Annotated in this window: 12 protein-coding genes; 9 read left to right on the forward strand and 3 right to left on the reverse strand. The window is 54.9% G+C overall.

The annotated features are described in order from the left end of the window. The first annotated feature begins 20 nt into the window (after positions 1-20). From Q3Y66_RS15610 to tatC, 6 genes are all read left to right on the forward strand, one after another. Positions 21-680: an SCP2 domain-containing protein gene (locus tag Q3Y66_RS15610; protein ID WP_008957550.1), complete on the forward strand. Its 660-nt coding sequence runs from the start codon at positions 21-23 to the stop codon at positions 678-680. Next, positions 677-2,299 carry a ubiquinone biosynthesis regulatory protein kinase UbiB gene (ubiB, locus tag Q3Y66_RS15615; RefSeq protein ID WP_008957551.1) on the forward strand — a complete coding sequence of 541 codons (1,623 nt, stop codon included), beginning with the start codon at positions 677-679 and terminating at the stop codon, positions 2,297-2,299. The genes Q3Y66_RS15610 and ubiB overlap by 4 nt, the downstream gene beginning before the upstream one ends. Positions 2,300-2,330: 31 nt before the next feature. Next, positions 2,331-2,723: a phosphoribosyl-ATP diphosphatase gene (locus Q3Y66_RS15620; protein WP_008957552.1), complete on the forward strand. Its 393-nt coding sequence runs from the start codon at positions 2,331-2,333 to the stop codon at positions 2,721-2,723. A gap of 76 nt (positions 2,724-2,799) precedes the next feature. Continuing rightward, positions 2,800-3,078 carry a Sec-independent protein translocase subunit TatA gene (gene tatA, locus Q3Y66_RS15625; RefSeq protein ID WP_008957553.1) on the forward strand — a complete coding sequence of 93 codons (279 nt, stop codon included), beginning with the start codon at positions 2,800-2,802 and terminating at the stop codon, positions 3,076-3,078. 3 nt (positions 3,079-3,081) lie between these two features. After that, complete coding sequence (gene tatB / locus Q3Y66_RS15630) at positions 3,082-3,567, forward strand: Sec-independent protein translocase protein TatB (RefSeq protein WP_008957554.1); 486 nt, start codon at positions 3,082-3,084, stop codon at positions 3,565-3,567. Then, complete coding sequence (tatC, locus tag Q3Y66_RS15635; protein ID WP_008957555.1) at positions 3,564-4,355, forward strand: twin-arginine translocase subunit TatC; 792 nt, start codon at positions 3,564-3,566, stop codon at positions 4,353-4,355. The genes tatB and tatC overlap by 4 nt, the downstream gene beginning before the upstream one ends. A gap of 85 nt (positions 4,356-4,440) precedes the next feature. Here the strand turns inward: tatC and elbB are convergent, their stop codons facing one another. After that, positions 4,441-5,100 carry an isoprenoid biosynthesis glyoxalase ElbB gene (elbB, locus tag Q3Y66_RS15640; protein WP_008957556.1) on the reverse strand — a complete coding sequence of 220 codons (660 nt, stop codon included), beginning with the start codon at positions 5,098-5,100 and terminating at the stop codon, positions 4,441-4,443. A 168-nt stretch (positions 5,101-5,268) separates the two neighbouring features. Here elbB and hemB point away from each other — a divergent pair, with 168 nt between their 5' ends. Together hemB and ppk1 are read left to right on the forward strand one after the other, a co-directional pair. Further along, positions 5,269-6,279 carry a porphobilinogen synthase gene (gene hemB / locus Q3Y66_RS15645; protein ID WP_008957557.1) on the forward strand — a complete coding sequence of 337 codons (1,011 nt, stop codon included), beginning with the start codon at positions 5,269-5,271 and terminating at the stop codon, positions 6,277-6,279. A gap of 121 nt (positions 6,280-6,400) precedes the next feature. Beyond that, positions 6,401-8,590, forward strand: coding sequence for a polyphosphate kinase 1 (ppk1, locus tag Q3Y66_RS15650; RefSeq protein WP_008957558.1), 2,190 nt, complete (start codon positions 6,401-6,403; stop codon positions 8,588-8,590). 90 nt (positions 8,591-8,680) lie between these two features. Here the strand turns inward: ppk1 and metE are convergent, their stop codons facing one another. Further along, positions 8,681-10,978 (reverse strand): 5-methyltetrahydropteroyltriglutamate--homocysteine S-methyltransferase, encoded by a 2,298-nt coding sequence (metE, locus tag Q3Y66_RS15655; RefSeq protein ID WP_008957559.1) that lies wholly within the window; start codon positions 10,976-10,978, stop codon positions 8,681-8,683. A 99-nt stretch (positions 10,979-11,077) separates the two neighbouring features. Between metE and Q3Y66_RS15660 the strand changes: the two genes are divergently transcribed. Continuing rightward, positions 11,078-12,016 (forward strand): LysR family transcriptional regulator, encoded by a 939-nt coding sequence (locus Q3Y66_RS15660; RefSeq protein WP_008957560.1) that lies wholly within the window; start codon positions 11,078-11,080, stop codon positions 12,014-12,016. Here Q3Y66_RS15660 and Q3Y66_RS15665 read toward each other — a convergent pair. Continuing rightward, positions 11,979-13,574 carry an ATP-binding protein gene (locus Q3Y66_RS15665; protein WP_008957561.1) on the reverse strand — a complete coding sequence of 532 codons (1,596 nt, stop codon included), beginning with the start codon at positions 13,572-13,574 and terminating at the stop codon, positions 11,979-11,981. The two genes, Q3Y66_RS15660 and Q3Y66_RS15665, sit on opposite strands and share 38 nt — an antisense overlap. Between the last annotated feature and the right edge of the window lie 14 nt (positions 13,575-13,588).

Below are 13,588 nucleotides of genomic sequence, written 5' to 3' on the forward strand. Positions count from 1 at the left end.
CTACAGACCCAGAGGCCAGCATGCTGGTAACCCCGACCCTGCTGTTGGCCGGATGTGAACGCACGCTCAATGCCCTACTCGCCCGCGACCCGGCAGCCCCCGCACGGCTGGCAGCGCTGGCGGGCAGCCGTTTGCTGATACGCCTGGAGCAGCCGCATCTTGAACTTGTGATCCACTACCACCACGCAGGCTTAGACCTGATGCGTGGCGAAGGTATTGTTGAAACCGAGGTAGATGCGGTCGTCGAGCTGACTCCGGAAACATTGTCAGAGTGGATCAGCGGCGCCTCGATTGAGCGGCTAATGTTCGATGGCAAATTGGCCGTGCGTGGGCGTATCCATCTGCTCGAAGCGACCCGCGAGCTGCTTTTCGATTTAGACATTGACTGGGAAAGCGAGCTGGCCCGCTGGCTTGGCGATATGCCCGCTCACTCGCTGGCCGAAGGGTTGCGTCGCGCCGCTCGCTGGGGACTGCGTGCCAAAGATGAACTGATGCAGGATGTTTCTGAATATGTGTTTGAAGAAGCCCGCCTGCTACCCGGACAGCAACAGCGCAACGTGCTACGCGATCACTTAACCGAACTGGAAATTGCCACCGATCGTCTGGAAGCGCGCTTTAACCGCTTGCAGCGCAAGCTGACGCAACCGTCACAGAGCGCCTCTCAGGAGCCACGCCCATGAGCCTGCGCCTGCTACGGATCAGCTGGGTAATCACGCGCCACCGGCTAGACACATTGCTGCCGCTGGAGCGCCTGCCCTGGTGGCTGCGGACGCTGCTGTGGTTTTCACCGTTACGCTTGGTGCCGATCGGCAAGCGATCACGGGGCGAACGCCTGCGCTTGGCGTTAGAGGCGCTAGGGCCAATTTTCATTAAATTCGGACAGATGCTCTCGACCCGCCGCGACCTGCTACCGGCAGATATCGCCGATGAGCTAAAGCGCCTTCAGGATCAGGTGCCGCCTTTTCCCGGTGATCTTGCCGCTGCCCGCGTCGAGAAAGAGCTGGAAATGACACTGGAAGTGGCCTTTGCTGAGTTTGACCGTGTGCCATTAGCCTCTGCATCGATTGCCCAGGTACACGCGGCAAGGCTGCACGGCGGTGAAGACGTAGTGGTAAAAATTATTCGCCCTGGCATTGATCGCGTGATGCGTCAGGACATGGCGCTGATGTACCAAGTTGCCAAGCTATTCTCCAAAATCCCCGAAGCGCGACGTTTGCGCCCGGTGGAAGTCATTCGCGACTACGAAGCCACGCTGTTTGACGAATTGGATCTCTATAAAGAAGCCGCCAACACCTCGCAGCTTAAACGTAACTTCAAAGACTCACCGCTGCTATTTGTACCTACCATCTATTGGCCCTTCACCCGCCGCCACGTGATGGTTCAAGAGCGCATTCGTGGCATACCGGTCGCCGATTTAGACACGCTAATTGCTCGTGGCACGAACCTTAAAAAGCTCGCAGAACGCGGCGTTGAGCTTTTCTTTACCCAGGTATTTCGTGACAACTTCTTCCACGCGGATATGCACCCCGGCAATATCTTTGTTAACTGTGACAACCCCGAAGACCCGCAGTACATCGCCATCGACTGCGGCATTGTGGGCAGTCTGACCCGAGAGGATCAGGACTATTTGGCCCGCAATCTGCTGGCGTTTTTCCACCAGGACTATTACGAAGTAGCCGCGCTGCATATTGAGTCCGGCTGGGTGGGCGAAAATACTCGCGCCAATGAGTTCGCGGCAGCCATCCGCACCGTCTGCGAGCCTATTTTAGAGAAGCCGCTGAAAGACATCTCCTTTGGCCAAGTGCTCCTGGGTCTGTTTCAAACCGCGCGGCGTTTTAATATGGAAGTGCAGCCGCAATTGGTTCTATTGCAGAAAACGCTGCTCAATATTGAAGGCTTAGGGCGTCAGCTCTATCCTGACTTGGACCTTTGGAGCACCGCCAAGCCGTATTTAGAGCAGTGGATGAAGGAGCGTGCGGGTGTCAGCGGTTTATGGGAATCACTCAAGCGGCAGGCACCGGAGCTTTCACACCAGCTACCTGAATTGCCTGTACTCGCGCACCAAGCGCTTAGCCGCATGGAGCATGAGCATCGTCAACGTCATCAGCAGGTGGACTCCATTAACGCCATGCGCGTACAGATGGTGCGGCAGGGCAAGCGGCTTTACCGCCTGCGCCTGGGTCTGATTCTGCTGGCACTGGCACTGGCTTGGCAGCCATTAAGCGGTTGGATTGAGCTCCAGGAGTGGCCAATACTGGCTGCCGCTGCGATTGGCCTCTTACTGCTGGTATGGCAATAGCGCAGTGCATTAAACGTTTATAAGGATTCCCATGGACAACAACTCATTATCGCCTGACAATTTACCAACCAACACTTTTTCGACAAATACTGCGTCTGTGCTGGATACTCTCAATGAGGTACTAAAGCAGCGGCGACACGCCGCAGCAGAAGATTCTTATGTTGCCTCCTTGCATCATAAGGGTTTGAACAAGATACTCGAAAAGATTGGCGAAGAAGCGACTGAAACAGTGCTTGCGGCAAAAGATGCGGAGCACGGTGGTGAGGCTGAGCGCCAAGCGTTGATTTCTGAAACTGCCGACCTGTGGTTTCATAGTATGGTGATGCTGTCGCACCTGGGGATGGATCATCAGGCTGTTTTAGACGAACTGGCGCGACGCGTTGGCATTTCCGGGCACGAAGAAAAAGCGTCTCGTCAGCCATAGCGGTCACAGAAACTGTCGTATAGTGATAACCAAGCTGGAAAAAAGATAGTCAACCTGCTCCCATGAGGAAACGCATATGTTAGGTGGTATTAGTATTTGGCAGTTGCTGATTGTCCTGGGCATCATCATCCTGGTTTTCGGCACCAAAAAACTGCGTAATGTGGGCACCGACCTAGGCGGGGCGGTCAAGGGCTTCAAGAAAGCCATGCACGATGAAGAGAAAAATAAAGAAGCGGATAAAGAAGACGCTGACCAACCGCATGCCAAAGTGAGCCATGAAGAACCTGGCAACACTTATGACGTTCAAGCCGAAGAGAAACAGGCCGCCAACGAACGTAACGAAGAGCGCAAATAAACCATGCTGGATATCGGCTTTCTTGAACTAATGCTCATTGGCATCGTCGGGCTATTGGTGCTTGGCCCGGAGCGGCTGCCTAGGGCCGCTCGCACGACGGGTATGTGGATTGGCAAAATCAAGCGCACGGTATCCGGCATGCAGCGTGAAATTAGCGCTCAGCTTGAAGCAGAAGAGCTACGCCAAAAGCTTAACGAACAGCAGAAGAAGCTCGACGATAGCTTGAAAAAAGCCAAGCGGGATGTAGAGAGTATTGCCGATACCCCTTCTACTCCTCGGTCAGCGCCAGCTACCAAGGCGACGCAGAGCGAGACAGAGCAGCGCGTCGCCAAGGCGAGCTCCCGATTGGATGACGCCCTGCAAACGGTACGTGAAGAAACGCCTCCTTCATCGTCACCGCCTTCCTCGGCAGCATCCGAAGACGCGGCAGAACCTGAGCCGACTGAATCTCAAAAGGCTGCATCAAATAAGGACCGTAACCACCAATGAGTATGTCTGGCGATTCAAAGGAGCCGCGTGAAGACCAAAGCCAAGCCCCTCTTATTGAGCACCTGATTGAACTACGTTCACGGTTGATGCGCGCCGTGATCGTGATTCTGGTGGTCTTTTTGGGCCTTTATTCGTTTGCCAATGATATTTACACCTTCGTCGCCGAGCCGTTAATGGATCTGCTGCCCGAAGGCTCGCAAATGATCGCCACAGAAGTGGCCTCGCCATTCTTAGCGCCATTTAAGCTTACCTTGGTCGTCGCGGTGTTTATCGCCATTCCCTTTGTGTTGCATCAGGCCTGGGCGTTTATCGCGCCGGGGCTTTACGACAATGAAAAAGCACTGGCGATCCCGATACTGGTCTCAAGCATTGCGCTGTTCTATGGCGGTGCGGCGTTTGCCTATTACGTGGTTTTTCCGCTGCTGTTTGAGTTTTTCACCCAAACCGGGCCGGACAACATCGCGATCATGACCGACATTAACCAGTATTTGAACTTCGTTCTTAAGCTGTTTTTTGCTTTCGGGGTGGCGTTTGAAATTCCTATTGCGACCTTCTTGCTTATCCTCTCTGGCGCCACGACGGTGGAAAGCCTTTCTAAAAAACGCCCCTATATCCTTTTAGGCTGCTTTGTCGTCGGTATGCTGCTAACCCCACCTGATGTGATTTCCCAAAGCCTGCTGGCAATCCCCATGTACCTGCTTTACGAAGTGGGGCTACTGTTTGGCCGTTTGGTGCGCAAACGCAAAGAAGAGAAAGAGGCTGCTGAAGAGCAAGAAGCAGATCTCTAAGCGGATCAGCGCAGCGCGCAGATACGGAAAAGCCGTCGCCATGGTTAATGGCGACGGCTTTCTTATCTGCTATACGACGGCATGCTTAATCCATCATCTCAGCGAGACGATCTACCAATTTAAAAATACCGGTGGCCGCTTCACTAATACGCGTTGCCAGCATATAGGCAGGTGTGGTCACCACGCGGTGCTCAAGGTCGACGACAATATCTTCTACTGCACAGCTGCGGTGCAACCCGCCCATGGCACTAATCGCCCCGGAAACCGCCGGATCATTACCCACGGTCACTGCAATACCGTCACCCAATAGACGGGGCACCAGTACGGGGGAAATACACATCAAGCCAATGGGTTTGGCCTCTTGACGAAAACCAAACAGCGACTCTTTTAGCGCTTCCAGCACCTGCATATTGTCGCTGGCACTGGCGAAATCCGACAGATTTTTGGCGACACCGAAACCACCGGGCACAATCACTGCATCGAAGTTATCAGCGTCTAGCTCACTCAATGGGCGGATGTTTCCACGCGCCAAGCGGGCAGACTCCTGCAGCACATTACGCTGTTCACCTTCCGCCACCTCTTGCGTGAGGTGGTTGATAACGTGATGCTGTTCTATATCCGGGGCAAAACAGTGGTAACCAATACCCAACTGATCCAAGCGCAACAGCGTTAACGTCGTCTCATATATCTCTGAACCATCATAAACGCCGCAGCCAGCTAAAATCACCGCCACCTGTTTGGTCATGCCTATCTCCTTATCCCAGGGTCTGCCGATTGCAATACAGCAAAGCAATTGCTCACTTTAGTCAGTCTACCTTGTTGCCACAAGACGGCTTTCGCCGCAGGGTATGGCTGATATACTCCATTCAGGCCTTCGGGCACCCTCATTTGCGTTCTTTAATGGAGACACCCCTTGAGCATACCTACCCCCCGTCACTTCCCCGCCACACGTATGCGTCGAATGCGCCGCGATGATTTTTCACGCCGCTTGATGCAGGAGAACAGCCTTAGTCCGTCAGATTTGATCCTGCCGGTGTTTGTACTGGAAGGCGACAACCAGCGTGAAGCGGTGGCCTCAATGCCCGGTGTGGAGCGGCTCTCGATCGACCTACTGATTGAGCAAGCTCGCGAAGCTTATCAACTGGGCATCCCTGCGTTGGCGCTTTTTCCAGTTGTCGGCTCTGAGCACAAAACTGAGTTAGCCGAAGAGGCCTATAGTGCCAGCGGCTTAGTACAGCGTAGCGTACGCGCCCTTAAAGCAGCCCTCCCAGAACTCGGCATTATCACCGACGTGGCGCTGGACCCCTATACTAGCCACGGTCAGGACGGCATTCTCGATGAGAGTGGCTACGTGCAGAATGACCGCACGGTAGACACGCTTCTAAAACAGGCCCTTTCCCACGCTGAAGCGGGCGCCGACGTGGTGGCGCCTTCCGACATGATGGATGGCCGCATTGCCGCTATCCGCCAAGTGCTTGAACAAGAGAACCTGCACAACGTACGTATCATGGCCTACAGCGCCAAGTATGCCTCCCACTACTACGGGCCCTTCCGCGATGCCGTTGGCTCAGCGACCAACTTGGGCAAAGCTGACAAGCGCACCTATCAAATGGATCCTGCCAACAGCGATGAAGCATTGCACGAAGTAGCCATGGACATCGCCGAAGGCGCCGATATGGTGATGGTCAAGCCGGGCATGCCTTACCTGGATGTCGTTCGCCGCGTCAAAGCTGAGCTCAAAGTCCCCACTTTCGCCTACCAAGTCAGCGGTGAGTACGCCATGCATCGCGCCGCTTTCGACAATGGCTGGCTGGAAGCGGAACCAGTGATGTTGGAATCATTGATGTGCTTCAAACGAGCAGGTGCCGATGGGATTTTGACCTATTTCGCTCTCGAAGCAGCGCGTTTATTACAGCGCCACTAAACTACTGCGACAAAGATGACAACAAGGTGACACTTGTTTGTCATCTTCTCCCCGCATACTGCCTTCCTATACAAGTATCAGGCTATGATACCTTCGAGCCATCAACGCGGGGAGATCCACCATGGACGAGCAAGCGTCAGATTCTTTACCATCATCGTCTACTGATCAAACCAGCAGCGACGGCGATATGCCGCTACGAATTAACCGCACACCCACCGGGGTTCAAGCGCGTGACACGTTGCCTGAAACCGACCTTGACGACACTCAGCTTTACTTCAATCGCGAGCTGTCGCATCTACAGTTCAATATCCGCGTGCTTGAACAAGCGTTAGACGATGCCCACCCATTGCTCAACCGGTTGATGTTCTTGCTGATTTTCTCATCTAATATGGATGAGTTTTTCGAAATTCGCGTAGCGGGATTAAAGCACCAGATCGCCCTTGGCGACGACACCACCGCGGCCGATGGCCGACTGCCTAAAGCCGTATTGGCCGAGATTTCTCAGATCGCCCATACGCAAATTGATCGCCAGTATCAAATACTCAACGATACCTTGTTGCCCGCCCTGGAGACTCATGGGTTGCGCTTTCGTCGTCGCGATCAGTGGACTGATCAACAAAAGGCCTGGACGCGGGCGTTTTTCGATAACGAAATTATGCCGGTTATTAGCCCCATCGGTCTCGACCCTTCGCATCCCTTCCCGCGTCTGGTCAATAAAAGTCTTAACTTTATTGTTGAGCTGGAAGGCAAAGATGCCTTTGGCCGCGCCGGAGGCATGGCTATTCTACCAGCGCCACGCTCGCTGCCTCGCTTAATGGCGCTACCGAAGGAGTTATGCGAAGAGGGTTTCTCCGAGTATGTGTTCCTGTCCTCGATGATTCATGCCCATGCCGATGAGCTATTTCCCGGCATGCGCGTGCGCGGCTGTTACCAGTTTCGTTTGACCCGCAATGCGGATATGAGCGTTGACCCTGAGGAAGTCTCAGACCTTGCTTCCGCCCTGCGTGGCGAACTACTGGCACGCCGTTATGGCAGCGGTGTGCGGCTGGAAGTGGCGGACAGCTGCCCCGATGACTTAACTAATTTTCTGCTGCGTCAATTTGAGCTTGAGAGCGACGATTTATATCGGGTCAAAGGGCCGGTGAATTTAACCCGCATGATGTCAGTTCTGGGTGATGTGGACCGCCCAGAACTGCTCTATCGCCCGTTTACTCCCAGCATTCCGAAAGCGCTCAAAGCGGGCAGCTTGTTCGATGCTATTGCTAAGAGTGACATTCTGCTCCATCACCCTTTTCAATCATTTACTCCGATTGAAGACCTGCTGCGCGAAGCCGCCCGCGACCCGCATGTACTGGCTATAAAGCAGACGCTATACCGTACGGGCTCAGACTCGCCTATCGTTAGCGCGCTGGTAGAAGCGGCTAGCCAGGGCAAAGAAGTCACCGTGGTCATTGAACTACGTGCGCGTTTTGATGAAGCCGATAATCTACAGCTGGCTTCTCGTTTGCAGGAAGCGGGGGCAATCGTTGTCTACGGCATTATGGCCTACAAGACTCACGCCAAGATGCTGCATATAGTACGCCGCGAAAAAGGCGAGCTGTGCTACTACGCGCACCTCGGCACCGGTAATTACCACTCTAAAACCGCCAAGCTGTATACCGATTACAGCCTGCTGACTGCCAATAAAGCGCTGTGCGCCGATGTGCATAAAGTGTTTCAGCAGCTGTCGGGGATGGGCCGCGCACGCAAGATTGACACGCTGTTGCATGCGCCATTCACGCTGCACGAGCGGCTAGTGGAAATGATTGACCGTGAAGCGCAAATAGCGCGCAAGGGTAAACGCGCCCATATCATCATTAAATGCAATTCGTTAACCGAGCCCAAACTTATCAAAGCGCTCTACCGTGCCTCCCAGGCGGGGGTTGAGTGCGATTTGATTATTCGCGGTATGTGCTGTTTGAAGCCTGGGGTGCCGGGGGTTTCCGAGAATATTCGTGTGCGCTCCATTATTGGCCGTCTGCTTGAACACACCCGTGTGTTCCACTTTCACAATGATGGCAAGTCGGAGACTTGGTGCTCAAGCGCCGACTTTATGTCGCGCAATATGTTTCACCGTGTTGAAACGTGCTTCCCGCTGCTGGATAAGAAGCTCGCCACCCGTGTGCGCAAGGATCTCGAAACCTACATGGTGGATAACTGCCAGAGCTGGCTGCTACAGACCGACGGCAGCTACCAGCTTCAGGATCCAGGTAAAAGCGATGCCATCAGCGCCCAGGAAACTCTGCTCTACGCCTACGCATCGAAAAGCTAAGCGTCGGCAAGCTAGCTTTCAAGCCAAAACCCCGCTTTTTAGCGGGGTTGATTCTGACCAGAAAGGCTTAATCAAAGTATTTACAACCGTTTACGCATAGCGTTGGCGCAGTACTTTGGCAGCTTCGACCATATTAGCCAGCGCTGGCTCCACTTCCGCCCAGCCGCGCGTTTTCAGGCCACAATCCGGGTTTACCCATAGCCGTTCAGCTGGGATCTTCTCTAAGGCTTTTTCCATCAAATCGACCATCCAGCTCACCTCGGGAATATTAGGGGTGTGGATATCGTAAACGCCTGGGCCGATTTCGTTGGGATAAGCAAAGTCCTGGAAGGCGTCCAGCAGGTGCATATCCGAGCGCGATGTTTCGATGGTGATCACATCGGCATCCAAGGCGGCGATCGCACCGATGATGTCGTTGAACTCCGAGTAACACATATGGGTGTGAATTTGCGTGGTGTTGGCAACGCCTGCGGCACTTAGCTGAAAGCTCTCGACTGCCCAATCCAGGTATGCCTGCCACTCATGCTGGCGTAGCGGCAGCCCTTCGCGCAGCGCCGGCTCATCGATTTGAATCACATTAATCCCGGCTTTTTCCAGATCCAATACCTCATCGCGCAACGCCAAGGCAATCTGGCGGCAGGTGGTTTCCCGCGGTTGGTCATCGCGGACAAACGACCACTGCAGAATCGTCACCGGCCCCGTCAACATCCCCTTCATGGGTTTGCTGGTCAGGGTTTGCGCATACTGGCTCCAGCGAACGGTCATGGGTGCAGGGCGTGAAACGTCGCCGAAAATAACCGGCGGCTTAACACAGCGTGAACCGTAGCTCTGCACCCAGCCAAAGCGGGTAAAGGCAAACCCTTCAAGCTGTTCGCCAAAATACTCCACCATGTCGTTACGCTCGGCTTCGCCGTGCACTGGCACATCGATATCCAGCGCTTCCTGGCGCTCAACCGCGTAAGCAATTTCATCCTGCATGCGGGCTTCGTAGTTAGCTGATGACAACTCGCCGGCTTTAAACGCGCGCCGTGCAGCACGAATCTCATCGGTTTGCGGGAAAGAGCCAATCGTCGTCGTCGGGAACAACGGTAGCTTAAGCGCTCGCCGTTGTGCGTCAGCACGCACGCTGTAGGGCGCCTGTCGTTGGCTATCAGCAGGGCTAATCGCGGCCAGTCGCTCACTAACCACTGTCTGGTGGATACGCGTTGATTCACGCCGGGCATCCAACGCTCGGGTTGCTTCATCCAAACGCTGCTCATCATCAGGCGTGGTTCGGTTATCAATCAACCGCGCCAGAGTGACCACTTCCGCCAGCTTTTGCTGCGCAAAAGCCAGCCAACTCACGAGCTCCCCACCGAGCTCTGTTTCCTGCGCAAGATCTACCGGCACATGCAACAACGAGCAGCTCGGCGCCAACCAAAGCCGCTGCCCGAGGCGCACTTTTAACGGCAACAAGCGTTCGCGCAATGCCGCTAAGTCGGCTCGCCAGATATTGCGACCATCGACAAAACCGACTGATAGCACCTGATGCGGGCCAAGACGATCAATGACACTCTCGACTTGCTGCGGTGCGCGCACGGCGTCGATGTGTAAACCCGCCACGGGTAGCCGGGTCGCCAGAGAGAGGTTGTCGCCCAAGCCTCCAAAGTAAGTGGCTAGTAATAGTTTTAACGGGGCAGACTGAAGGCGGTGATAGGCACGCTCATAGGCTTGCTGCCACGCCAAAGGGAGATCCTGCACCAGTGCGGGTTCGTCTAGTTGCACCCACTCAATCCCCTGGGTAGCAAGCCGCGCTAATATTTCGCCATACACATTGAGTACGCTGTCTAGTAGCGTCAGGTGATCAAAATCACCGCCCTTGGTTTTGCCCAGCCATAGCCACGTTAGCGGCCCGGTTAGCGTTACTTTCGGGGTAAAGCCTGCACGTAACGCTTCATCCACCTCGTCGAACAGGCGGTTAGAAGCCAGGGTAAAGATTTGCCCTTCATGCAGTTCGGGGACGAGATAGTGGTAGTTGGTATCGAAATATTTGGTCATTTCACAGGCGGCCGCGGGCTCACCTCTGGGGGCGCGGCCACGGGCCATACGAAAGGCGGTGTCGAGATCAACATCACCACTAGCGACTTCCTCTTGGGCGTTAAAGCGTGCAGGTACGGCACCTAGGGTGACTGAAACGTTCAGCACTTGATCATAAAACGCGAAATCACCCACGCTGACGAAATCCAAACCTGCGCTCTGCTGCGCCTGCCAGTGACGCAGGCGGAGTTCATGGCCAGTGCTTTCAAGTTCGCTACGGGTGCATTCGCCCTTCCAGTATGCCTCAGTGGCCTTTTTTAGTTCGCGCTGAGCGCCAATGCGGGGATAGCCGAGAATATGAGAAACTGTCATGATGAACCCTACCAACGTGAATGAATTCACACAGTCTGGGCACCCCGTCTTAGTGAATCAAACTAAAGTTTCTAATAGTAAAGATGAAAAATACTCACAATGATTGAACTACGCCATCTACGCACACTACTCGCCCTGCGCGAAACTGGCTCACTAGTTGATGCTGCTGAACGCGTGCATTTGACTCAATCGGCGCTCTCGCATCAGTTGAAAGATTTGGAGAGCCGCGTGGATAGCCCGCTATTCGTGCGCAAAACCCGCCCGGTGGAATTTACCCGCGCAGGCTTACGGCTGCTCGCCTTAGCCGATCAAGTATTGCCCGAGGTACGCAAAGCGGAGCGGGATTTGGCGCGCTTGGCAGGCACCGAGCAGGGGCGTTTGCATATGGCCATTGAGTGTCACAGTTGCTTTCAGTGGCTAATGCCGACGGTGGATTACTTTCGCGATCACTGGCCCGAGGTGGAAATCGATATTCCCAGTGGCCACCACTTCGACCCGCTTCCAGCGCTTGCTCGCGAGCAATTGGATCTAGTGATCACCGCCGACCCCCAACCGCTTGACGGCATTCACTACGCCCCGCTGTTTCGCTATGAGGGATTATTAGCCGTCGCCCGCCAGCACGCTTTTGCAGGCCAGGGCTTTATAGAGCCCCAGGCGCTGGCGGATGAAACCTTGATCACGTATCCCGTTGAGCAATCACGGTTGGATATTTTCACTCAGTTTTTGCAGCCGGCGAATGTAGGCCCTCGGGAGATCCGCACCGCCGAATTGACGATTATGATGATGCAGTTAGTCGCCAGTGGGCGAGGTGTATGTGCGCTGCCCAACTGGGCGCTCACCGAGTATTTAGAACGCGACTACGTCAGCGCGGTAAAGCTGGGCGAGCATGGGGTATGGAGCACGCTGTATGCGGCGATTCGTGAAGAGACCCGAGAAGCGCCGTGGATGCAGGATTTTTTGCGCACCGCGCGGGAAACCTCCTTTGCGGTGCTAACGGGGGTTAAGCCAGCGGATCGCGACGGGGAACCAGCAGCGTAAAGCGCGCACCACACAGGGTGGGGCTGGTATCGATGGTCACACTGCCGCCGTGCCCAGCCATGATTTTCTGCACAATCGAAAGCCCTAACCCGTAGCCGCCGGAACTGCGGGCGCGGCTGTCATCCAGCCGGGCAAACGGTTTAAAGATATCCGCCCGCGCTTCGGGCGGAATACCCGGGCCGTCATCTTCGACATCGATACGCACCAAGTTAGGCTCGTCCCACAGCTGAATCACCACCTGAGACTTGGCATGCCGACAGGCATTACCGACTAAATTCTGCAGCGCTCGCTGAAGATAGCGTGGCTCCGCCAACAGCTCAATTTCAGGGCCGGCCGCCAGCGTTAACGTTAACTCTTTATGCAGCGGTGAAAGGGTATCGATCACGCGTTCCACCATGGCACGGCACTCCACCAGTGACGTTTCAAGTTCAGCGCCATTGACCGTTTCACCGCCTAAGCGTGCATAGGTGAGTATTTCATCGACTAATTCATCGAGTTCGGCAATATCCGCATCAATGCCCTGCAACTGACGGCGAATAGCAGGCTGGTCGGTCATATCTTCGACCATTTGCACGGCAAAGCGAATACGGGCGACTGGGGTACGCAGCTCGTGGGAAACCGCGCGAATCATCTCTTGCTGGCCACGCAGCAGGCTCTGCACCTGATTGGCCATGCCGTTAAACGCCATGCCTAATCGCCCTAAAAAGTCACCGCTTTCCACTTTTACCCGCGTTTCCAAACGGCCACTGGCGATCCTGGTCGCGGCCAGCTCTAGCCGCGCCATACGGGCCTCAATACTGCGCATAATTAAATAGATGATCAGGCTGAGCACGATCATCAGCCCCACCAGAAGCGGCAAGTGCAAATTAGGTGGCAGTGTATCGCCACGAGAGATAGGCCCAGCTTGCAGCCATTGGGGCTCGCCTGGCAGTTGATAAAGCAGTGTGATGGAGAGCTTATCAGAGACTAACTGAGTGATGACGCCGCCACTCGCCAGCTGGGCCTGCTGCTGGGACGATAGCCCGGCTGGCAAAGTAGACGATAGCTGAAGCGGCCAGCTGCCTTGCCGCAGTTGAGCGATGCGGTTTTGACGCTCATTTTCGGGAGCAGCCGCGAGCCAGTCGCCCAACAGAGCAATACTGCCGTGCCACTGATGCTCACTCCACTCTTCAAGCCTGGCTTGCAGCAACCATGTATCGCCCGGTAAACGTTGCTGTAATAACCACGGTCTCTCGGCGACCAGTATCTTGCCCTGCTCTAGACGTGATCGCTCAAAATAGCCAAGATCAGCTTCGCTGATAGGCTGCAGGGTCAACTGCAACTCAAGTTGCTCGGAAAAACGCGCAAGCAAAGCGTTTCGCTGACCTGCAGGCAAGTCGGCTAATTGTTGCGTCATCAGCGACATAGGTAACGCAGCTAGCTGCTCGCGGTAATCTTCGCGGCGCACCTGCTCGATAAACGAACGCCCTGCTAACGCAATCACAAACACTACCAACAACGCTACGCCCAGCAACAAATAGAAGCGTAAAAACGAGCCGTTACTGAGCACCCGCCGCATGATGCCCTCCCTTT

It is taken from the genome of Halomonas sp. HAL1, assembly GCF_030544485.1.
In the GTDB taxonomy this organism is placed as follows: Bacteria; Pseudomonadota; Gammaproteobacteria; order Pseudomonadales; family Halomonadaceae; genus Vreelandella; species Vreelandella arctica.

What these genes read in the sequence shown, in the direction of transcription:
- ubiB (WP_008957551.1), top strand. Translation starts at nt 677, where the DNA reads ATGAGCCTGCGCCTGCTACGGATCAGCTGGGTAATCACGCGCCACCGG.
- tatA (WP_008957553.1), top strand. Translation starts at nt 2,800, where the DNA reads ATGTTAGGTGGTATTAGTATTTGGCAGTTGCTGATTGTCCTGGGCATC.
- Q3Y66_RS15660 (WP_008957560.1), top strand. Translation starts at nt 11,078, where the DNA reads ATGATTGAACTACGCCATCTACGCACACTACTCGCCCTGCGCGAAACT.
- Q3Y66_RS15610 (WP_008957550.1), top strand. Translation starts at nt 21, where the DNA reads ATGCTGGTAACCCCGACCCTGCTGTTGGCCGGATGTGAACGCACGCTC.
- metE (WP_008957559.1), bottom strand. Translation starts at nt 10,978, where the DNA reads ATGACAGTTTCTCATATTCTCGGCTATCCCCGCATTGGCGCTCAGCGC.
- Q3Y66_RS15620 (WP_008957552.1), top strand. Translation starts at nt 2,331, where the DNA reads ATGGACAACAACTCATTATCGCCTGACAATTTACCAACCAACACTTTT.
- tatC (WP_008957555.1), top strand. Translation starts at nt 3,564, where the DNA reads ATGAGTATGTCTGGCGATTCAAAGGAGCCGCGTGAAGACCAAAGCCAA.
- elbB (WP_008957556.1), bottom strand. Translation starts at nt 5,100, where the DNA reads ATGACCAAACAGGTGGCGGTGATTTTAGCTGGCTGCGGCGTTTATGAT.
- tatB (WP_008957554.1), top strand. Translation starts at nt 3,082, where the DNA reads ATGCTGGATATCGGCTTTCTTGAACTAATGCTCATTGGCATCGTCGGG.
- Q3Y66_RS15665 (WP_008957561.1), bottom strand. Translation starts at nt 13,574, where the DNA reads ATGCGGCGGGTGCTCAGTAACGGCTCGTTTTTACGCTTCTATTTGTTG.
- ppk1 (WP_008957558.1), top strand. Translation starts at nt 6,401, where the DNA reads ATGGACGAGCAAGCGTCAGATTCTTTACCATCATCGTCTACTGATCAA.